Source organism: Mameliella sp. CS4 (assembly GCF_019392335.1).
In the GTDB taxonomy this organism is placed as follows: domain Bacteria; phylum Pseudomonadota; class Alphaproteobacteria; order Rhodobacterales; family Rhodobacteraceae; genus Antarctobacter.
In genome coordinates this window covers 452,929-472,666 of the sequence record NZ_JAHXRQ010000001.1, presented here as the reverse complement: position 1 = coordinate 472,666, position 19,738 = coordinate 452,929, and the positions used below count along the sequence as shown (strand labels likewise).

Below are 19,738 nucleotides of genomic sequence, written 5' to 3'. Positions count from 1 at the left end.
CAATATAGTGGCGAAGTCTAAGAAGGATACCCCGACCGACAAGGGTAGCGCCGAGGACAGCCTGCCCGAGGCGGACACCCTGACATCCGGCGCCGAGGATACGGCGGAGGACAGTCTTGCCGCTGCCGCCGGCGAGGACAGTCTGGACGGGACGGACCTGCCTGACGCAGAGGGCGGCGACAGCCTCGCGCCCGGTGATGACACCCTGTCCGCGGATATGACGGAAACCGGCGATCCCGCCGACACCGACCCGGATGCGGACCCCGCCGCGCCCGATGAGGATGTCCCGCACGAGGGCGGCGATGTCGCTTCGGGTGCCTCGGACGATACGCTTTCCGCCGAAGCCGCGCCTTTCGAGGACACGCTGGATGTGGCTGCCGCCCCACCGGCAGAGCCGCAGGTCGTCCGCGAGACCGTGGTCGAGCGCAAGGGCGGCTTTGTCCCCATGCTGCTGGGGGGCGTTGTCGCCGCCGGGCTGGGGTATGCCGCCGGGGCCTATCCCGACCTGCCCTTCATCGGGTCGCAATCCGCCGAAGAAGACCCCTTCGTCACCCAGACCCTTGCCGCACTTCGCGACCAGGACGGTCGGATCGTGGCGCTGGCCAAGCGCGCCGATGCCACGGATGACGCCATCGCGGCGGTTGACCTTGGCCCGTTGGGCACCAGCGTGACCGGGCTGGAAACCGGATTGGGCGCATTGAAGACGGACCTGACAGAGACTCAGGCCCAGCTGACCGGGCTTGGCACCCTGATCACCGACCTGGACCGCCGGCTGACCACGCTGGAGAAACAGCCGCTCAAGGATGCCGTCTCGCCCGAGACCGTGGCTGCCTACGAACGTGAACTGGAGGCGCTCAAGGCGCAGGTCACGGCGCAACAGGCCGACCTGCTGGCCGCGCAGAAGGAACAGCAGGCGGCGATGGATGCCGCGCGCAAGGAAGTCGAGGCGATGGCCGCCCGCGCCCGCGCCTCGGAACAAAGCGCCGAGGCCCGCGCGAAACTGGCCGCCAGCCGCGCTGCGCTGGCTGATCTGACGACCCGCGCGCGTGACGGCCAGCCCTATGCCGATCCGCTGGCGGTGCTGACCGGGAACGGCGTGGATGTGCCCGCGCCGCTGGTCGAAGGCGCCGAAGAGGGTCTGCCCACGGCCTCTGCCCTGATCTCGTCCTTCCCCGACGCTGCCCGCGATGCGCTGGCGGCGGCGCGGGCAAGCGGCGCGGATGGCGCCGAGGCGGGCAGCGTTGCCGGGTTCTTCCGCAGCCAGCTTGGCGCCCGCTCGGTCACGCCGCGTGAAGGGGACGACCCTGATGCGGTGCTGTCGCGGGCCGAGGCCGCGCTGCGCGGCGGCGACCTGGACACCACGCTTACGGAAATCGAAAGCCTGCCCGAGACGGCACGCGCTGAAATGTCAGACTGGGTGGCCCAGGCCACGCTGCGGCGCGATGCTCTCGCCGCCGCGGCCGATCTCTCCCAGCAACTGAACCAGGAATAAGGGTCGGCATCATGCTTTGGTCACTCATCAAGATCGTTGTCTTCGTTGCGCTGGTCGGCGCGCTGACCTTTGGCGCGGGCTACCTGCTCGAAAGCCAGGGCGGGGTGCAGATCACCGTTGCCGGGATGGAATACACGCTTGGCCCGCTGCAATCGGTCTTGGCCGCCATTGTCCTGGTCTTTGCCGTCTGGCTGTTCTTCAAGCTGTTCACCCTGATCATCGCCACGCTGAAATTCATCAACGGAGACGACACCGCGCTCAGCCGCTATTTCGACCGCAACCGTGAGCGCAAGGGATACCAGGCGCTCTCCGAGGGGATGATGGCGCTGTCGTCGGGCGAGGGGCGGCTGGCCATCGCCAAGGCCACCAAGGCCGAGAAATACCTGCACAAGCCGGAACTGACCGACCTCGTCACCGCGCAGGCGGCAGAGATGGTCGGCGACAACCGCAAGGCCGAGGAAGTCTACAAGCGCCTGCTGAAAAACGACACCACGCGCTTTGTCGGGATCCGCGGGATCATGAAGCAGAAACTGGCCTCGGGCGACACGGACACGGCGCTGCAGCTGGCGGAACGCGCCTTTGCGATCAAGCCCAAGCACGTCGAGGTGCAGGACACCTTGCTGCAACTGCAGGCCGAGAAACACGATTGGTCCGGCGCCCGCAAGACGCTGCAGGCCAAGCTGAAACACGGTGCCCTGCCGCGCGACGTCTACAAACGGCGTGACGCGGTGCTGGCGCTGTCCGCCGCCACCGACATCGACGATGCCGAGGCCAGCGGCAAGGCGGCAGAGATGGCGATCGAGGCCAACCGCGCCTCGCCCGACCTGGTGCCTGCCGCCGCGTTGGCCGCCCGCTCCTATATCGAACAGGGGCGCAAGCGCAACGCCACCAAGGTGCTCAAGAAGGCCTGGGAGGCGCATCCGCACCCCGATCTGGCCGCCGCCTTCGCCGAGATCGAGCCTGAGGAGACACCGGATCAGCGTATCCAGCGGTTTGTCCAGCTGACCCGCATTCAGCCGGATCACCGCGAGACCAAGCTGCTCAAGGCCGAGCTGAACCTCGCGGCCGAACACTTCCCCGAGGCGCGCCGCGCGCTGGGCGACCTGCCGGAGAAGGATCCGGATGCCCGCGTTCTGGCCATCATGGCCGCCATCGAAAAGGGCGAAGGCGCCAAGGATGCGGTGGTGCGTGGCTACCTTGCCAAGGCCCTGACAGCATCGCGCGGCCCGCAGTGGGTCTGTGACAAGTGCAACACGATCCACGCGGTTTGGACGCCGATCTGTTCCAACTGTTCGGCCTTCGACACGCTCAGCTGGACGACCCCGCCGCAGTCCGAGGTCGTGTTGCCGGCAGGGGCCGACATGCTGCCGCTGCTCATCGGCGGCGCGCTGGAGGACAAGAGCGAGGATGCCGGCGAAGAGGACGGGCCCGAGGTGATCGACGTGGGCCCCGAGGCGCCTGCCTCCGCCGCCCCGACCGATGCCAAAGCCCCGGATGCGGAACCCGAGGATGCCGAGGTGATCACGTCCGAAGAGCCGAAGAAGGAAGGCGCAAAATAGCCCTTCCCCTCGTGCGGCCCGTTTGCTATGAGGCCGCGCACTGAGACCGATCAGCCCCGCTTTGGGCGGCTTTGATCGGTGCAGGGAAGATGGCCGGTGTAGCTCAGCTGGTAGAGCACGTCATTCGTAATGATGGGGTCGTAGGTTCGAGTCCTATCACCGGCACCATTCTTCTCGACAGAGTGAACGGTTCAGATCAATTTGCGTGTATGTTGTTCCGCCTGCACGGAGGCATGGTCCGGCTGTTCCTTGCCGCCATGCCGTCTCGCGCCGCGCCATGTTGACCCTGTCTGTTTTTTCCAGCTCAAGGGGATTGGTTTTACAGGTTCGGTCATCGGGTATCCGATCCGGGCAGACATCCCCTGATCGGCTCTTTGTCTATGACAGGCCAGCGTGCCTCACCTGGCCTCGGAATGGCGGCTTGGCGGTTCGCCAAACCAGCGCGAGAAGGCGCGGGAAAAGGCCGTCTGATCGGAATACCCGAGGGAAAAGGCCACATCGCTTTGTGACAATGTCGGTCGTTTCAGCAGCGCCAGCGCCATCGACCGGCGGCAATCCTCGCGGATTTCATGAAAACATGTGTCTTCTGCCGCAAGGGCCCGGCGCAGCGTCCGTTCCGACATGCCCAGCTCGCAGGCGATTTCCGTCTGCCCGATCGAGCCCTGGCCGATCCGCTGCAGTATCACTTGCCGGACCCTGCGAGAGACGGGCAGGTGCCGCAAGTGGCTGGCCAGTTGCCGATCCGGCGCCGTGACGTCGCGTGGCACGCTGTGCATGGGGACACTCTCGGCGTCCGGCCGGGGCAGGCCCAGAAAGCGCGCCGGGAAGACCAGGTAATTCTCGCTCTCGTCGCAATGCGCACCGGTGCGGTTGTAGCGCTCAACCGAATGCGTCCCGCGATCCTGGGCATGTTCGAATCCGACATCCAGCAGCGCCTGTCGGTCCATCCCGAACCGCATGCAGACCGAATGAATCACGGCCAGGGTCAGTTCCGCATCCGCCCGCCGGGGCCAGATGTCAGGGTCGAGAATGCGGTAGCCAACCCGAACCTTGTCATCGTGGACCTTCATCGTCAGCGTGGTGTTGCTCTGGACCAAGGGTATCCCGTGGACAAAGCATCGCAGGGCGGAGCCAAGGGTCGGCGCCCGTACGATTGCATCGCCCATGACCCCGAGGCTTTCCAAGGGCAGCTGTTCCCCCGATTGCCAGGCCGATGGCACATCACCCTGTCTCGCGCGTTGTCGTTCCAGTCCCGATACGAAAGAGGTCAGGGGCACATCCGCGCCGGACGCCCGGGCAGTCGACAATGGCCCGGCAAAGACGAAACGGGAAACGGACGAAGAGATGACCGACGAGTCCATGCCAGTGCCTCATTGCTTTCTCTGCCAGTTCAAGGACTCCACAGTAGCATATTTCCTCGGCTGTCGCAGAATCCGTAATTTGGGAACCGCAGCACGCCACGCGGCAGTGTGCCGGTTTTGAAGAAAACTGCCAAAAAATCGGACAGGGTTGAAATCCACCGCTCAGATCGCCTGCACGAATCGTGCCGGTGACTCCGGAAATTCCGCGCCCGACTCTTCGACCGATAGGCGGAGCGTTCGGTCAAATGTCATGGCGCGCACAGGCCCGGCATGGGCGACGAAGACGCATATGGCGTCGCCGAGGTACGTATCGATCGCGGACAGGATGGTGCGGCAGCAGTCTGCGTCGATCTCGGACAGGCTCTCGTCGAAAATATAGACTTGCGAGGATCTCAGCAGCGCCCGCGCCAGCGTGATGCGCTGCAGCATTCCGCCCGACAGGTTGCAGCCGGTTTCCTGAAGATCCGTGTCCAGGCCATCCAGTCCCTGCGCCCAGTCCGCCAGGCCGACCACACCCAGCACCCGCCACAGCCCAGCATCATCCGGATCGTCGTTGCCCAGCCCCAGGTTGTCGCGCAGGGTTCCCCGGATCAGGCAGGGCCGTTGCGGCAGAAAGGTGATGACCCGGCGCAGGCTGGACGGGCTGAAGCCTTCGATATTCGTCCCGTCGATTTCGATGCGGCCTTCGGCCAGGGGACTTTCACCGATGATCGCCGCCAGCAGACGGGATTTACCGATGCCAGAGCGTCCGTCGATCAGCACCCGGTCGCCCGCGTCCAGCGTCGCGGTCAGTGGAACATGGGCGCCGTCCGGACCGCGCGCCTCGACAAAGGTCAGACGCTCGAACCGATCCGGGCATGCGGCCCCTGTGTCCGGCTCGGTGGCGTTTCGCACAACCGCGTCCAGCCGGTCCAGCGCCACGCGCGCCCGCGCTTGGGCATGATAAAGTCCCAGCAGGTTGCGCAGGGGCCCCGACATCATCGTCGCATAGGCCAGGAAGGCAACCAGCGAGCCAATCTGCCAGTCGCCCCGGATGACCAGCCATCCACCCACCAGCAAAACGACAGAGCGCATTACCGCCGTCAGCAACTGACCAACCGCGCTGACGCCCTCGGTCCAGAGCTTTTGCTGCGCCTGGGCATCGAACAGCGCAGACTGCTGCCGGCCAAAGCCGTGGACACGGGTCTCCAAGGCGCCAAGCGCCCTCAGCCCGCTGACCTGCATGAAACTTTCGGCGAGTTGCCCGTTCAGGCCGCCGCGTTCGGTGCGGACGGATTCGGCGCGCGCCTGCGTCCCGGGGCGCGCCCAGGACAGGAACCACAATTCGAAAGGCGCTGCCAGCAGCGGCAGCAGCGCAAGCCGCCAGTCCAGCAGGAACATCAGGACGATGCCGCCCGCCAGCCGAAACAGAGCCGTCACCGCGACCAGAACGGAATCGAACAGGAACTTCTGGATTTCTGCGGTGTCGCCGTCGATCCGGGTCTGGATTTCACCCACGGTCAAGGCGGGCATGGCGGAATTGCGGTTCAACGCGCAGCCCAGGATCGTCATCCGCAAATCGCCCAGCATCCGCATTGAGGCGCGTAGATGCTGCATGCCGTTGAAGATCCCCAGCGCCACCACGCCCAGCCCGACGGCAAAACTGACCGCCGCCCAGAATAGCAGCGCCCTCATGTCACCGCCCATGATCCCCTGGTCGATCACCGCCTTGGTGATCATTGGCGCGGCCAGCCCGGCCCCGGCGGCCAGCAGGGACAGAGCCAGAACCATCGCGGTGCTGGGCAGCGCCCGCGCCATGACCGGCGTCAACCAATCCGCCCCAAAGAAGGCGCGCCGGATCATCATGTCTGACAGCCTGTGCCGAAGCGTCATGCGCAGCGCCTTTCCCGGCCAACAAAAGCGGCCTCGTGCGCCAGTGTTGCCATGATCGCCGATGGTTCGCGTCCGTGGCCCCCGGCCAACAGTGCCGCAATGTGGCCGGTCAGGCGGGCCGCGCCAAGGCTGGCCCCCGCCATGCCCTGCCCGCCGCGTTCGGGCGAATTGCACCAGGCACCGAACAGATTGTCACGCAAGCGCGACACTTCTTCCCAGCCGCAGCGCGCATCGCCCGTCGCGGCGATCACCGATGGATACCCGGCGGGAAAGGGCGATGCCCCCTGCGCCGGATGCGCGGCGACCAGCACGACACCGGCGGAAATCGCCCGCGCCACCGCCTCGGCCAGAACCGCGCGGTCGGCGGCAAGGCCCAGGCTGAGGCCGACCACATCCACATCACCCGACGCAACCATCCAATCCAAAGCCGCGGCCACCCGCAGCGCCGAGGTGACAGCCCGATCGTCGAACACCTGCGCATGGCGCATCTGTGCCTCCGGGCAGGCCTGTAGGATGACCCGCTCTACCGCGCTGCCATGGCCCAAACGGTCAGGCCGGGCTGCAACAGCCCGGCCATCACCGTCAAAGCCCATCGCGTCGGCCCCGCGCAATTCGGCGGGGCCGCTGTCGATGATGCCGACCCGCACCATCACTCGTCGCGCTGGAAGATGCGGATGCTGGCCAGCGACATGGCGGCACCGCCCGGCATGTCCACCTGCCCTTTCTTTTCCAGCGTCTCGGCGTCGTAGGCGGCCAGGTCCGACAGCGCGCCACCCAGCCAGACGGTCTGCCCGTCCGACGAGACGTTGACCGAGTAATAGCTGTGCGGCAGCGGCACCCGCTTGATCGGCTCGCCGGTTTCAAGGTCAAAGCTTTCCAGCACGTTATAGGCGCCATAGGCGCGCGTCCGGTCCGGGTTGGCGGCGGTCGAGAAATAGAACACGTCCAGCGTGCGCACGTCGCGCATCTCCATCTCGCCGCTGCGCAGGTCCATGGTCAGCAGGCCAGTGCGATAGGCCTCTGGGTCCTCCAGACTCATGTCGCTGCGTGCCGTGTAAAAGGGCGTCACCAGCATGTCCGATGTTTCGAACTGGCTCCACGCGTCCAGCACGTCCGAAGGGTAATAGTTGGCGTCGGTCTTCCAGTCCTGGATCGGGTAGTCGTCCACGTGTTCGCCGGTCGCCACGTCAAAGACATGCATCGACCGGCCCAGCCCGTAGACCTTGCTGCCATCGGTCGAGAACATCACAACCGTGATCTGGCGCGGCACTTCAAAGGTCTTCAGCGTCTCCAGCGTCCCGGTGTCGATCAGCGACATCCGCGTCGGCAGCACCTCGAAATGTGACAGGTGCTTTTTCATCGGCGTCTCGAAGACGACCAGTTTGCTGCCATCCGGGGCAAGGTCCATGCCGAACATGGTCTTGACCTGCACGTCCTTCGTGCTCAGGTCGCGCCGCGCCACCGTCTCGCCCGTGGTCAGGTTCACCTTCACGATGCTTTCGGACTTGTTGACCGTGACATAGGCGAATTCGCCCGCCGCATCGACAACCGGGATCATCGGCGTCGGCCCGGCGTCTTGCAGGGTGATCACCTTGTCGACCGTCATTTCCTCGGCATCGACGATCACCAGCTTGTCGGGACGCGCCGGGGCCAGAAGGTAATCCTTGGCCGCCACCGGCGCCGCCAACAGAAGGCTGCCCGCCACGCACAAAAGGGGGAGTTTCGTCAGCATCTGTTTCATCATTTCGGCTCCGGAAAGACGGATTGCAGTTTGCGCCAGTCTTCGCCGACATTGTCGGCGCCCGCGCTCCAGTCCGGGTAGGTGTTCAGCGTGTCGGCCACCTGTGCGGGCCACCAGCAGGGGTCGGCGCAGCCGTACAGGTCCGCCTCCATCGGCTGGCACAGGTTGGACACCGCGCCAAAGGCGTCGACCTCCCAACCGGGATCGAAAGAGGTGGTGCAGCCGACCAGGCTGTTCATCGCCACAACCTCGTCTTCGCGGCCCTCGGCCTGCGCCTCGACAAAGGCCTTGGCCTTGGCATTCGCGGGGGTGAGATGTTTCATTGGGCAATCTCCTGAACGGTATCAGTGGCTTGGTCACGCGCGGGGTCGGGTTTCGACAGTCCCGGTTTCGACAGGCGCGGTTCCAGTTGCGAGCGAAAGAAATCCGGGTTGGCCTGCATGATGCGGACGTAGGATTCGACGCCGAAATCGACCCAGTCGCGCATCAGGTCGCAGTAGTGATAGACCGGCGCAAAGGCGTCGCCCTGCCGGGCATAGCTTTCGTGGTAACACCCCCCGGCACAGATCGACCGGATGTGGCAGGTCTTGCAGCCATAGGCCGACCGGTCCTGCGCGGTCTCGATGAAATCAGCCAGTTTCGGCACGTCGATGCCGGTGTCGACATTGCCATAGGTCGGCTCATCCGACCCGACAAAGCGGTGACACAGGTGCAGGTCGCCCTCCTTGTCCACCGCCAGCATCCCCAGGCCCGCGCCACAGGGCACCGCCTTTTTCGTGCCCTGCGCGATGTCGGTCAGCAGCTGATGCATGTTGGAAAAGCCGATGTTCTCGCCCCGGCAGGCGGCCTCTGTATAGCGGCGGCCCAGGGCCTTCATGTCCTCGAACACCCGTTTCAGCGCGCCGTCGTCCAGGTTGAACACCGCGATCGGGCCGGATGTGGCAGGGCCAAAGCCGACCTCGTGAAAGCCAAGGTCGTTCTTCAGGTGGTCATGGATGCCGATCACATCCGTCACGCCGCGCGTCAGCGTCACGCGCACGCCCACGGGCCGCGCGGTGTAACGTTCCAGGAGCATCCGCACCTTGCGTTCCACCACGTCATAGGTGCCCTTGCCGCCCACGGTCTTGCGGTTCTTGTCGTGCAGCGCCTTGGGCCCGTCCATCGAGACGGTCAGGGCAAAGCGATGCGCGTTGAACCAGTCGACCATCTCCTCGGTCAGCAGGGTGGCATTGGTGGTCAGGCTGAAATCCACCACCTTGCCCAGTTCCGCCGCGCGCGGCACCGCGTAGGCGACAACCTCGCGGATCAGCGGCATGTTCGACAGCGGTTCGCCGCCAAAGAACACCACGTTCACCCGGTCGCGGTCATGCGCCTGCTTCAGCAGCATCTCAAAGCTTTGCCGCGCGGTTTCGAACGCCATCTTTTCTCCCTTCGACGGGATGGCGAGGTCTTCCTTGTAGCAATAGGTGCAGGCCAGGTTGCAGCCCGTGTTCACGTTCAGAATGATCGTGGACAGCGGGATTTCCTCGACCTTGACGATCTTGCGCGGGACTTCGGGCTCTGCCGCGTCGCGCAGGATGTCGAGGTCAAGAAAGCTTTGCACGCAGTCCGACAGCTCTGACGGCGCGTGCTGCGCGCCCAGCGACTGCTGCATGGCCACGGCGTCAACCGCCGCGCTGCCGTGGAACAGGTCGTAGACGTCCTGCGACACCCGGTCGAGTTCGAACAGCGACGAGCTGGGCACATGCATCAGCATCGCGTGGCCATCCACGTCGACCCGGTGCGCATTGTGCTTGATTAGGGTCAGTTCTCCCATGATGCCTCCTCAGCGGATCGGGGTGTCGACAAAGCGCTGCACGGTTGCGTACAGATGCGCCTCGGCGGTCAGGGGGGTGGCACCGGCGTCATAGGTCGCGATGACCTTCAGGTTGCCGGTGTTGTTGGTGCCCATGAAGCGTTCGGGGTTCGGCCCCGCGTCGCCGGGGGTGAACAGGCCGGTTTGATCGATAGAGCCTGCGTATTTTGCATCCTGGATCGCGGCGGCGGCCTCGTCCCAGTTGTCGACGGCCCAGCTGACCTTGACCACGCCCAGCGGCAGATCGTCATCGGTGCCTGGTTCGCCATCCGGGCCATCGGTCCATCCCATCGCCTGGAACTGCGCCGGCACCTTGGGGATCGGGCCGCCGTTGCCGCCAACCCGCGCGATGGAGACCTCTGGCACGATGGAGATGCGATCAACGCCGTCATGCGCCACCAACTCGGCGGGCGCGGCCAGATCACCCAGCCCGATGGTCAGCGGCCCTTCGGCCTGTGCCGTCACCGACAGCACCACCTTGTTCGGCCCGCTTTCGATGACCTCTGCCGTCACGCCCTCGGGCAGGACCGGATCGCCGGTCAGCCCGCTGCCGATCAGCGTGACCTCGGTCGCCTTACCCACGGGGACGGAGGCCGGGTTCATCGCCAGGATCTGCGGCGCGGCCTCAGCAGGCAGCGCGCTCAGGCGTCCGCCCACCGGGTCCTGGTCGGCTACAAACCAGCGTCCCGACAGCGCGCCGTCCTGCAGCGCCATCACCTGCCGGATCATCACGTCACCGGATGTCAGCGTCGCGCGCCATTCGCCGGCGCCGTAGACGATCCCGCTGCCGGTATAGGTCTCTGACCCATCCGCGAAATCCAACGTCATACTGACGTCATAGCCGTCGTCGCTCGCCGTCAGGTCCAGCGTGCCGGAATAATCGCCCCGCCCCGGTTCATGTCCGGCCACGACATAGCTACCCGACAGATCGCCGGTGAAAGCCTCGGGCGTATCGCCCAGCGGGAAGGTTTCGGCCAGGTAGGGAATGATCTGCTCATTGGCGATGCCCCACCAGTCGCGGTCCCGCGCCAGCGCCTGATATTCAAGCGAGGGGAACTGCCCGAGGTGGAAGTTGATCAGGTGATCCCAGTCCTCTGCCGTGCGCCGCTGCAGCGCGACCCGGGCGTAGGAGTGACAGCGCCCGCAGGTCTCCGACATCAACTGGTCTGGTCCGGCATCCGACGCGACCGGCTCTTTTTCAAGGATGTAACGCCAGCCCTCAGTTTCGGCGATGGACAGCCCGCGGGTGTCGGAAAGATAGGTGACGATGGTCCGCCGTTCCTCTGGCGTAAGCGCGACATCGTGGTTGCGCATCATCCGCACCACCGTCATGTCCCAGGCTTCCGGCGTCTTGCGGACGGCGTCGATCCGTTCAATCGACCCGTCCTCTCTTGTCGCATGGCAGGTCGCGCATATGTTGCCTAGTATCTCCTCGCCGGACTGGGCAAAGGCGGGCATCGCGGTGCCTCCGCACAGGACCGCGCTGGCGGTTGTGAGTGAGAGGGCTAAGCGCTTTCTGGATGTCATTCTTGTGGTCCTCCGGCGGATCGAAAGGCCGTTTGCCTTCGATGTGGCTGTGATCCGCATAGGCTGGCGAAAAGCCCGGCAACGCGTCCTGACATTTCCGGCCACAGCGCGATTTTGGCCGGAAATGTCAGGACGGGCCGCCGTTCCGCCCGGTTCAGTGGTCACATGACAGGCAAGCCGGACATCACCGCGCTGACGCGGCCCGACATGATTGTGCTCGGCGGCGGGCCTGCGGGTGCGATTTCGGCCTGGCTGGCAGCCGGGGACGGGGTGCGCGTGCTGCTGATCGACCCGTGCAAGGCCTCGAATCGGATCGAGGGGCTCAGCCCCCGTCTTCACCGCTGGTTGCACGCCACCGGGATTGGCGACGGCGGGGCCGCGATTGGCCCCTTTCCGCGCTCCGTGGATTGGGGAAGTCAGCCGCAGGCCACCAATAGCGAACATGCTGTCGATCGTGACCGTTTCGATGCGCATCTGCGCCAGACCGCTCAAAAGGCGGGTGCGCATCTGCTGGAGGGCAGCGCAAAACTGTCTGGCAAGGAGGTCACGCTGCCGGATGGACGCTGCCTTGCGCCGCGCTGGATCGTCGATGCGAGGGGGCGTCAGGGTGGACCCAAAGACAGGGACGCCGCCCCTTTTGCAACCCTCTCGATCTGTGGTTGGTACAGGCAGTACGACGCGCGGCAGCCGGGCTTTGACATTGCGGCCTTGCCGGAGGGCTGGCTATGGCGTGCCACCCTGCCGGGAAACCGGACCTGGGCTCAGTTGACGACCGATGCGCGCAGCAGTTCCTCGATGGAGGACCGCCTGACGCGGGCACTCATCCGGACCGGGCTGTCCCCCGACCGGTTCACCCTGCAACTGCCGCTGGTTGCGCGCGCGTCGGCGCCGCTCTTGCCCGCGCCGATCACGGATCTCGACTGTTTGCCGGTGGGCGATGCGTTGGCCGCCATGGACCCGTTGTCCGGGCACGGGCTTTTCTGGGCGGTGTCCAGCGCCCTTGCCGTCGCTGCTGTACGTCGCACACGCACGGCCCGTCCCGGTTCGGAAACCGACGCGCTCTGCCGCCGTTTCCTGGCGGAACGCGCCAGTGAAACCTACCTGCGCAATGCCCGGATCGGGCGCGACTTCATCCGCTTGGAAGGCAGGTACAGGGTCGAGCCGTTCTGGACGGCGCGCCGGGATTTTCCTGACGAGGCCCCGATCCACGACACATCCGAGGGGTTCGAGGTTGTGGCATCGACGGTGGTGCGTGACGGCCTGCTGGAAGAGATGGACGTTCTGCGTACACCGCAATCGCCCGCCGGCATCGCCTGGCTCAATGGCGTTCCCGCTGTCGAGGCATGGCGTATGCTCGACGAGGGCAAGAGCCTGAATGACCTGGTGGCCCGCTGGGGCCGCGCCGCAGCTGCCTTGCCCGGGTTGTTTGCCCGCGAAGCCGCGGCAGGACCGGTCGCGTCCCAAGGCGGGGCGTAGCTTCGGGCCGCGCCCTCGGGAAGGCTCTGCCCGCTGTCGTTCAGAAGGCACGGGCCAGAGGGTCGAATCCTGTCACTCCGACTTGGTTTTTCGTGGATCCCGTTTCGGTCCTGTGGGGTCGAGTCAGCACCCCGCATCAAAGCGCAGGACCGCGAGGTGTTGCCTTGCGATGACCTTTAATTCGAATATACATGAATTATGGAAAAGATGGGTGCCATTGCCACGCTCTCTGCCCTGGCGCATGACGCGCGGATCGACGTGTTCCGCCTGCTGGTCAACGCTGGCCCCGAAGGTGTGACTGCAGGCCAGATCGCGGACCGGCTGAACATCCGTCCCAACACGCTGTCCAACAATCTCAACATCCTGTCCGGCGCGGGCCTTGTGCGGTCTTTGCGTGAGGGGCGGTCGGTGCGCTATTTCGCGAATTTCGATGCGATGCGCGGCTTGCTGTCCTTCCTGATGGAGGACTGTTGCGGCGGTCGGCCCGACCTTTGCCAGCCGATTCTGGACCGGACCACCTGTGCGCCGACGACGCCAGCCGACATGGAGGCAGACCAATGACCGACACAACCGCCGATCCCAAGATGGGCACCTTTGAACGCTATCTCAGCCTCTGGGTGGCGCTGGCCATGCTGGTGGGGCTGGGCATCGGCGTGATGACGCCCGGACTGGTGCAGGCCATCGCGGCGGCCGAGGTCGCCAGCATCAACCTCGTCGTTGCGGTGCTGATCTGGGCGATGGTCTACCCGATGATGGTCGGCGTGGATTTCGGTGCAATTTCCGGCGTGGCGCGTCAGCCGAAGGGGCTGATCGTGACGCTGACGGTCAACTGGCTGATCAAGCCCTTCACGATGGCGCTGCTGGCGGTCCTGTTCTTCGATGTCGTCTTTGCGCCCTGGATCGCGCCCGAGGATGCCGCGCAATACACCGCCGGGCTGATCCTGCTGGGGGCGGCGCCCTGTACGGCGATGGTTTTTGTCTGGTCGCAACTGACCCGGGGCGACGCGACCTACACGCTGGTGCAGGTTTCGGTGAACGACATCATCATGGTCTTTGCCTTTGCGCCCATCGTCGCTTTCCTGCTGGGCGTGACAGAGATATCGGTGCCTTGGGAAACGCTGGTTCTGGCGACGGTTCTATACGTCGTGCTGCCGCTCATCGCGGGATTGCTGACGCGGCGGGCGCTGGGCAGCCCTCAGGCGGTCGAGCGGTTCACCGCGCGGGTCAAACCCTGGTCGGTGGTCGGGCTGATCGCCACGGTGGCCATTCTCTTTGGCCTGCAGGGAGAGGTGATCCTGTCCCGGCCTCTGGTCATCGTCCTGATCGCCGTGCCGATCCTGGTACAAAGCTATGGCATCTTCGCGCTGGCCTATGGCGCGGCCTATGCGCTGAAGGTCCCGCACCGGATCGCGGCGCCCTGCGCGATGATCGGCACGTCGAACTTCTTTGAACTGGCGGTGGCCGTCGCCATCAGCCTCTTTGGCCTCAATTCGGGCGCGGCGCTGGCGACGGTCGTGGGCGTGCTGGTCGAGGTGCCGGTGATGCTGTCGCTGGTGGCCTTCGCCAACCGCACACGTGCCCGGTTTCCCGCCGCCAAAGCCTAGATCGAGGCGGTGATCCCGCCATCGACGAACAGCGTGTGCCCGTTGACAAAGCTGGAGGCGTCCGAGGACAGGAAGACACAGGCGCCCACCAGTTCCTCGACCTTGCCCCAGCGGCCCGCCGGGGTGCGTTTTTCCAGCCAGGCGGAAAACTCGGGGTCCTTGACCAGCGCCTCGTTCAGCGGCGTGTCGAAATAGCCCGGCGCGATGGCGTTGCACTGCAATCCGTGGCGTGCCCAGTCGGTTGCCATGCCCTTGGTCAGGTTGCCCACGGCGCCCTTGGTCGTCGTGTAGGGGGCGATGCCCGGACGGGCCAGCGAGGTCTGGACCGAGGCGATGTTGATGATCTTGCCGCGCCCGCGCCCGATCATGTGGCGCGCGCAGGCCTGCCCGACGTGAAAGACGCTGGCGACATTGGTCTGCAGCAGCTTTTCGAACATCTCGGCCGGGAAATCCTCCAGCGGGGTGCGGTACTGCATGCCCGCGTTGTTCACCAGGATGTCGATGGCGCCATGCTCGGCCTCGAACCCGTCGATGGCCGCGCGCACGCCCTCGTGGTCGGTGGCATCGAAGGCAAGCTCGTGGACCGTCGCGCCGGTGCCGCGCAGGGTCTCGGCGGCCTTGGCCAGTTTGCCCGCGTCGCGCCCGTTCAGGACGATCTCGGCGCCAGCCTCGGCCAGACCGCGCGCAAGGGCATATCCGATCCCCTGCGAAGATCCGGTGACAAGGGCGCGTCGGTCGGCAAGCGAGAAAAGCTGGGACATTGGGTCTCCTCCGGTCGTGTTTCGGGCGATAGCGCGCGCTTCGGACAGCGATGTCAACCCGCGCGGGGCTTGCATCCGGGCGCGGGGCGGGGTCATTGAAGGGGCCGGGCCTGGTCCGGCGCAAGGATCGGAAGGGAGCAGGGACCATGTCGACAGATGCACTCTCGTGGATTGCCGTGGACTGGGGAACCTCGCGGTTGCGAGTCTGGCCGATGGATGCGGAGGATCATCCGATGGAGCTGATCGAGTCCGACCGTGGCATGTCGCGCCTGACGCCCGACGCCTTCGAGCCGACCTTGCTGGATCTCCTCGGCGACCGTCTGCCGGATAGGGCCGTGCCGGTTGTGATCTGCGGCATGGCGGGCGCGCGGCAAGGCTGGGCAGAGGCGCCCTATGCCGCCATCCCCTGCGAGCCGCCGGTGCAGGGCATCCGCCCCCCGGTAGGCGACCCACGCCTGTCGGTGCAGATCCTGCCGGGGGTCCAGCAGGATCGCCCCGCCGATGTCATGCGCGGCGAGGAAACGCAGATCGCCGGGTTCCTTGCGCAGGAACCGCGCTTTGACGGCGTGCTGTGCCTGCCGGGGACTCATACGAAATGGGTTCACATCAGCGCGCGCGAGATCGTTTCCTTTCGGACCTTCATGACCGGAGAGCTGTTTGCCCTGCTGGGACAACAGTCGGTCCTGCGCCACACGATGACCGAAGAGGGCTGGGACGCAGAGGTCTTTGCCAGCGCAGTGGGCGACTCGCTGTCCCGGCCCGCCGGTCTTGCGGCTTCTCTGTTTACCCTGCGTGCCGATGCGCTCTTGCACGGGACCGGATCGGCGGCATCGCGGGCGCGCCTGTCGGGCCTCTTGATCGGGGCAGAGCTTGCCGCCGCGCGGCCCTACTGGCTGGGTCAGGAGGTCGTGATCCTGGGCGAGGACGCGCTTGCCACGGCTTATGCCACGGCGCTTGAACCGCAGGGGGTGCAGCCCCGGCTGTTGCCCGCCGGTGACATCACGCTGGCCGGCCTGACCGCCGCCTACCACCAGATGAAAGACCCGACATGACCCGAGAGCTTATCGCCATCCTGCGCGGCCTGACCCCGGACGAGGCCGCCCCCGTCACCGAGGCGCTGATTGCTGCCGGGATCACAAAGATCGAGGTGCCGCTGAACTCGCCCCAGCCATTCGAGAGCATCCGGCGGATGATTGCCCAGGCGGGCGATACCGCGCTCATCGGGGCCGGGACGGTGCTGGACCCGGTCGAGGTCGGGCAACTGGCGGCTCTGGGGGCGGGCATGGTCGTATCGCCCGATTGCAACCCGCGCGTGATCGTAGCGGCCAAGTCGGCGGGGCTCTTGTCCTATCCCGGCGTGTTCACCGCGACAGAGGCCTTTACCGCCCTGCGCAACGGCGCTGACGGGCTGAAGTTTTTTCCCGCGTTCAAACTGGGTCTCGACGGCTACTCGGCGCTCAAGGCGGTGCTGCCGACAGAGGCCGCTACCTATGCCGTGGGCGGTGTCGGGCCGGAGGATTTCGCCGACTGGCAAAAGGCGGGGATCACCGGGTTCGGTATCGGATCGAGCCTGTACAAACCGGGCCGGTCCGCAGGTGACGTCAAGGCGCGCGCCGACGACCTGGTGGCCGCCTACGATGCCGCCTGCGGGTGAGACTTGACAGTCAAGGCACGGAATGTACGTTATAACATAACGAAACGGGCGGAGGATCTTCGCCCCAATTGGAATGCCGTGTCGCCACATGCCGCCCCAGACCTCTGTTCCCGCCCAAGCAAGCGTCCCGTCCGAACACGGGCTCGGTGACACCAGGCGCAACGGCATGACAGGCGCGGTGTCCTGATGGCGCTGCCCCTGCAAATCTCTGACCTGGAGGTGCGGGCGGGTGCCCGGACACTGTTGAAGGTTGCGGATCTTTCCGCCCCGGCGGGTGCGCTGATCGGTATTCGCGGACCATCGGGCGCCGGGAAATCGACATTCTTGCACGCGCTCAGCGGTCTGATCGAGGCCCGCGGTCGCCTGTGCTGGGGCGAGGTCGATCTGATCCGCCTGCGGCCCGAAGGCCGGACCGCCTTTCGCGCCAAAAACATGGGTCTGATCTTTCAGGACTTCCTGTTGTTCGACGAACTGTCGCCGCAGGCCAATGCGGGGCTTGCGGGCCTTTTCCGGGTGCGCCACGACCGCCCCCCGATCAGCGCCCGCGCCGCCGAGGCGCTGGCACGCCTGGGTGTCCCGGAGGGCCGCCGCACGGTTGGGTCTTTCTCGGGCGGAGAGCGGCAACGGGTGGCGATCGCCCGGGCAATGGCGACCGATCCGGGCCTGCTGCTGGCCGATGAGCCGACGGCGAGCCTGGACCGCCGGGCCGCCGATACATTGATCGACGACCTGACCAGCCTTGTGCGCGCCAGCGGCAAAACCCTGATTGCGGTCAGCCACGACCCGCACCTGCTCGACCGGCTGGACCGCATCCTGACGATTGAGGACGGGCGGGTGACGGGTGATACAGGGGCGCAGGCGGCATGAGAGAGATTTGGGACGGCCTGCCGGTTCTGGCGCAGGATCTCATGAGCGCCGGGGCGCTTTTGCTGCCCTTGCTGGTGGTCGGGGGCGTTCTGCTGCGGGGGTTTCGCCCCTGGTCCCTGATCCGCGCGCTGATGTGGCGGTTTCGCTGGGCCAACCTGCTGTTTGTGCTGCTGATCGCGGTGTCGACGGGCATGGGCATCGGTCTGATCGCGCAGGAACGGGGGCTGCGGACCGGCAGCGCGCAGGCGGCGGAGAAATTCGACCTGGTGGTGACGGCGCCCGGATCGGAACTGACCATGATGCTGGCGGCGGTTTTCCTGCAACCCAGTGCGGTCCCCCTGCTGGACGGGGCGGCCTATGACCGGATCGCCAACCACCCACAGGTGCAGATCGCGGCGCCCGTCGCCTTTGGCGACAGCCACGACGGCGCGCCGGTGGTCGGAACCATCGCCGATTTCGTCACCTACCTCAGTGACGGCGAGATCGAGGGGCGGATATTCACCCGATCCGGTGAGGCCGTGGCAGGGGCGGCCATCGACCTGCAGATCGGCGACAGGTTCACGCCCGCGCACGGCCGCGGAGGCGGCGCTGACGCCGAGGCCCATGACGGAGTCCAGATAGAGATCGTCGGGCGCATGGCCCGCAGCGGTTCGCCCTGGGATCGCGCTATTCTGATACCTATCGAGACCGTCTGGGAGGTGCATGGGCTGGCCAATGGCCACCCCTTCGAAGAGGGCGACAGGATCGGTCCGCCCTTCGCCCCTGACCTGTTTCCGGGCACCCCTGCGGTGATCGTTCACGCAGACGAGCTCTGGGCCAACTACGCCCTTCGGTCGGAATTCACCGAGGCGGGTGAGACGATGGCCTTTTTCCCCGGCACCGTGCTGGCCGATCTCTACCGTGTCATGGGAGATGTGCGGCAGGCGATGTCGGTCATGTCCGTTGTGACCCAGGTGCTGGTGGCGGCCTCTGTCCTATTGGGGCTGTTCATCCTGACGCGCCTCTTCCAGCGGCAATTGGCCATGCTGCGCGCGCTGGGGGCGCCCCGCCGCTTTGTCATGGCGGTGGTCTGGGGCTATGGCGTCTCGCTCCTGCTGGCAGGAACGGTGCTTGGCCTTGCGTTCGGCTATGCCGCGGTCCTGGTCCTGTCGCGGATCGTGACCGAAAGGACGGATATTCTTGTGACCGCTTCGATCTCCTGGGCCGAGGTGACCCTGGCGCTGGGCTTTCTGTCGGCCATGTCTCTCTTGTCGCTTGTTCCGGCGCTTGTCGTTCTGACGCGCCCTGTTGTGGAGAATCTACGTCAATGAAACACCTGCTTGCCGCGCTGCTGATGATGGCGACCCCGGTTCTTGCCGAAGACGGGCATGACCATGATGCGCCGGCCCATGCCTTCGAGATCGGGGGGTTGGACATCCTGCATCCCTGGACCAATGCCACCGACCACGGCCCTGCGCTGCTTTTCATGGAACTGCACAACGAGGGCTCTGCCCCGGTCGAGATTCTGGGTGCGCGGCTGGACAGCGGTGTTGAAGGCCAGTTGGTGGGCTTTCGCATGAAGGGCGGCGAGATGGGGTTCGAGACGCTGCCGCCGATCCCTGTGGCCCCGGACCGGCAGCTGGCACTGGCGCCGGATGGGCTGGCGATCCGTTTTGACGGGCTGCAGGTGGCGCTGGAAGAGGGGCACCATTGGCAGGTGATCCTGATGACCTCGGCGGGGGAGCTGGAGATCGACGTCATGATCGAGGCAGATGACGCGCGCCAGCACAGTCACGCGGGTCACTCGCATTGAGGGGGCTTTAGGGGACGGGGGCGGACGCTCGTCCCGTCCTGCGGACGGAACAACGCCCCGCCCACCGTCCCTTTGGGTGTTCTTGTCTGTTTTTGCGTGCGATGACTTCCGTGCAGGGGTATTTTTCCCAAAACGAAGCCCGGGATGGCGTGACCTCTTGCCGATACATTTTGTATA

Annotated in this window: 18 protein-coding genes and 1 tRNA gene; 11 read left to right on the top strand and 8 right to left on the bottom strand. The window is 65.7% G+C overall.

Features of this window, described 5'->3' with window-relative positions; genetic code table 11:
* Positions 1 to 7 precede the first annotated feature (7 nt).
* The 3 genes from KZZ07_RS02170 to KZZ07_RS02160 all read left to right on the top strand — a co-directional run bounded on the left by KZZ07_RS02170 (position 8) and on the right by KZZ07_RS02160 (position 3,219).
* Positions 8 to 1,492 (top strand): COG4223 family protein, encoded by a 1,485-nt coding sequence (locus KZZ07_RS02170; protein WP_219511968.1) that lies wholly within the window; start codon positions 8 to 10, stop codon positions 1,490 to 1,492.
* Between the two features lie 11 nt (positions 1,493 to 1,503).
* Complete coding sequence (locus KZZ07_RS02165) at positions 1,504 to 3,051, top strand: heme biosynthesis protein HemY (RefSeq protein WP_219511966.1); 1,548 nt, start codon at positions 1,504 to 1,506, stop codon at positions 3,049 to 3,051.
* 92 nt (positions 3,052 to 3,143) lie between these two features.
* Positions 3,144 to 3,219: transfer RNA gene (locus tag KZZ07_RS02160), tRNA-Thr, on the top strand.
* 230 nt (positions 3,220 to 3,449) lie between these two features.
* Here KZZ07_RS02160 and qhpR read toward each other — a convergent pair.
* The 7 genes from qhpR to peaA form a co-directional block, all read right to left on the bottom strand.
* On the bottom strand, positions 3,450 to 4,412 hold the full coding sequence (gene qhpR / locus KZZ07_RS02155) for an AraC-like transcriptional regulator QhpR (RefSeq protein WP_219511963.1): 963 nt from the start codon (positions 4,410 to 4,412) through the stop codon (positions 3,450 to 3,452).
* A gap of 162 nt (positions 4,413 to 4,574) precedes the next feature.
* Positions 4,575 to 6,284, bottom strand: coding sequence for an ABC transporter transmembrane domain-containing protein (locus KZZ07_RS02150; protein ID WP_219511961.1), 1,710 nt, complete (start codon positions 6,282 to 6,284; stop codon positions 4,575 to 4,577).
* Complete coding sequence (qhpE, locus tag KZZ07_RS02145) at positions 6,281 to 6,934, bottom strand: subtilisin-like serine protease QhpE (RefSeq protein WP_219511959.1); 654 nt, start codon at positions 6,932 to 6,934, stop codon at positions 6,281 to 6,283. Before qhpE ends, KZZ07_RS02150 begins: the two co-directional genes overlap by 4 nt.
* Entirely contained in the window at positions 6,934 to 8,016 is a 1,083-nt protein-coding gene (peaD, locus tag KZZ07_RS02140) for a quinohemoprotein amine dehydrogenase subunit beta (RefSeq protein ID WP_219511957.1), read from the bottom strand. The genes qhpE and peaD overlap by 1 nt, the downstream gene beginning before the upstream one ends.
* 8 nt (positions 8,017 to 8,024) lie before the next feature.
* On the bottom strand, positions 8,025 to 8,348 hold the full coding sequence (gene qhpC / locus KZZ07_RS02135; protein ID WP_219511955.1) for a quinohemoprotein amine dehydrogenase subunit gamma: 324 nt from the start codon (positions 8,346 to 8,348) through the stop codon (positions 8,025 to 8,027).
* Complete coding sequence (gene peaB / locus KZZ07_RS02130; protein ID WP_219511953.1) at positions 8,345 to 9,841, bottom strand: quinohemoprotein amine dehydrogenase maturation protein; 1,497 nt, start codon at positions 9,839 to 9,841, stop codon at positions 8,345 to 8,347. The genes qhpC and peaB overlap by 4 nt, the downstream gene beginning before the upstream one ends.
* A gap of 9 nt (positions 9,842 to 9,850) precedes the next feature.
* On the bottom strand, positions 9,851 to 11,338 hold the full coding sequence (gene peaA / locus KZZ07_RS02125; RefSeq protein WP_255564106.1) for a quinohemoprotein amine dehydrogenase subunit alpha: 1,488 nt from the start codon (positions 11,336 to 11,338) through the stop codon (positions 9,851 to 9,853).
* 234 nt (positions 11,339 to 11,572) lie between these two features.
* On the opposite strand from peaA, the gene qhpG reads away from it, so the two are divergent.
* The 3 genes from qhpG to arsB all read left to right on the top strand — a co-directional run bounded on the left by qhpG (position 11,573) and on the right by arsB (position 14,487).
* Entirely contained in the window at positions 11,573 to 12,883 is a 1,311-nt protein-coding gene (qhpG, locus tag KZZ07_RS02120; RefSeq protein ID WP_255564105.1) for a flavin-dependent monooxygenase QhpG, read from the top strand.
* Positions 12,884 to 13,081: 198 nt separating this feature from the next.
* Positions 13,082 to 13,444, top strand: coding sequence for an ArsR/SmtB family transcription factor (locus KZZ07_RS02115; RefSeq protein WP_219511950.1), 363 nt, complete (start codon positions 13,082 to 13,084; stop codon positions 13,442 to 13,444).
* The gene (gene arsB / locus KZZ07_RS02110) at positions 13,441 to 14,487 is read left to right on the top strand and encodes an ACR3 family arsenite efflux transporter (RefSeq protein ID WP_219511948.1); all 1,047 of its coding nucleotides are present in this window, start codon (positions 13,441 to 13,443) and stop codon (positions 14,485 to 14,487) included. Before KZZ07_RS02115 ends, arsB begins: the two co-directional genes overlap by 4 nt.
* On the opposite strand, the gene KZZ07_RS02105 is transcribed toward arsB, so the two are convergent.
* Complete coding sequence (locus KZZ07_RS02105) at positions 14,484 to 15,248, bottom strand: SDR family oxidoreductase (protein ID WP_219511946.1); 765 nt, start codon at positions 15,246 to 15,248, stop codon at positions 14,484 to 14,486. The genes arsB and KZZ07_RS02105 overlap by 4 nt on opposite strands.
* Positions 15,249 to 15,394: 146 nt before the next feature.
* Between KZZ07_RS02105 and KZZ07_RS02100 the strand changes: the two genes are divergently transcribed.
* The 5 genes from KZZ07_RS02100 (at position 15,395) to KZZ07_RS02080 (ending at position 19,561) form a co-directional block, all read left to right on the top strand.
* Complete coding sequence (locus KZZ07_RS02100) at positions 15,395 to 16,300, top strand: 2-dehydro-3-deoxygalactonokinase (RefSeq protein WP_219511944.1); 906 nt, start codon at positions 15,395 to 15,397, stop codon at positions 16,298 to 16,300.
* Entirely contained in the window at positions 16,297 to 16,902 is a 606-nt protein-coding gene (locus KZZ07_RS02095) for a 2-dehydro-3-deoxy-6-phosphogalactonate aldolase (protein ID WP_219511942.1), read from the top strand. Before KZZ07_RS02100 ends, KZZ07_RS02095 begins: the two co-directional genes overlap by 4 nt.
* Before the next feature lie 186 nt (positions 16,903 to 17,088).
* Positions 17,089 to 17,769, top strand: a complete 681-nt coding sequence (locus KZZ07_RS02090) for an ABC transporter ATP-binding protein (RefSeq protein WP_219511940.1) — start codon at positions 17,089 to 17,091, stop codon at positions 17,767 to 17,769.
* Positions 17,766 to 19,079 (top strand): ABC transporter permease, encoded by a 1,314-nt coding sequence (locus KZZ07_RS02085; RefSeq protein ID WP_219511938.1) that lies wholly within the window; start codon positions 17,766 to 17,768, stop codon positions 19,077 to 19,079. Before KZZ07_RS02090 ends, KZZ07_RS02085 begins: the two co-directional genes overlap by 4 nt.
* Positions 19,076 to 19,561 carry a copper chaperone PCu(A)C domain-containing protein gene (locus KZZ07_RS02080; protein ID WP_219511936.1) on the top strand — a complete coding sequence of 162 codons (486 nt, stop codon included), beginning with the start codon at positions 19,076 to 19,078 and terminating at the stop codon, positions 19,559 to 19,561. Before KZZ07_RS02085 ends, KZZ07_RS02080 begins: the two co-directional genes overlap by 4 nt.
* Positions 19,562 to 19,738 lie beyond the last annotated feature (177 nt).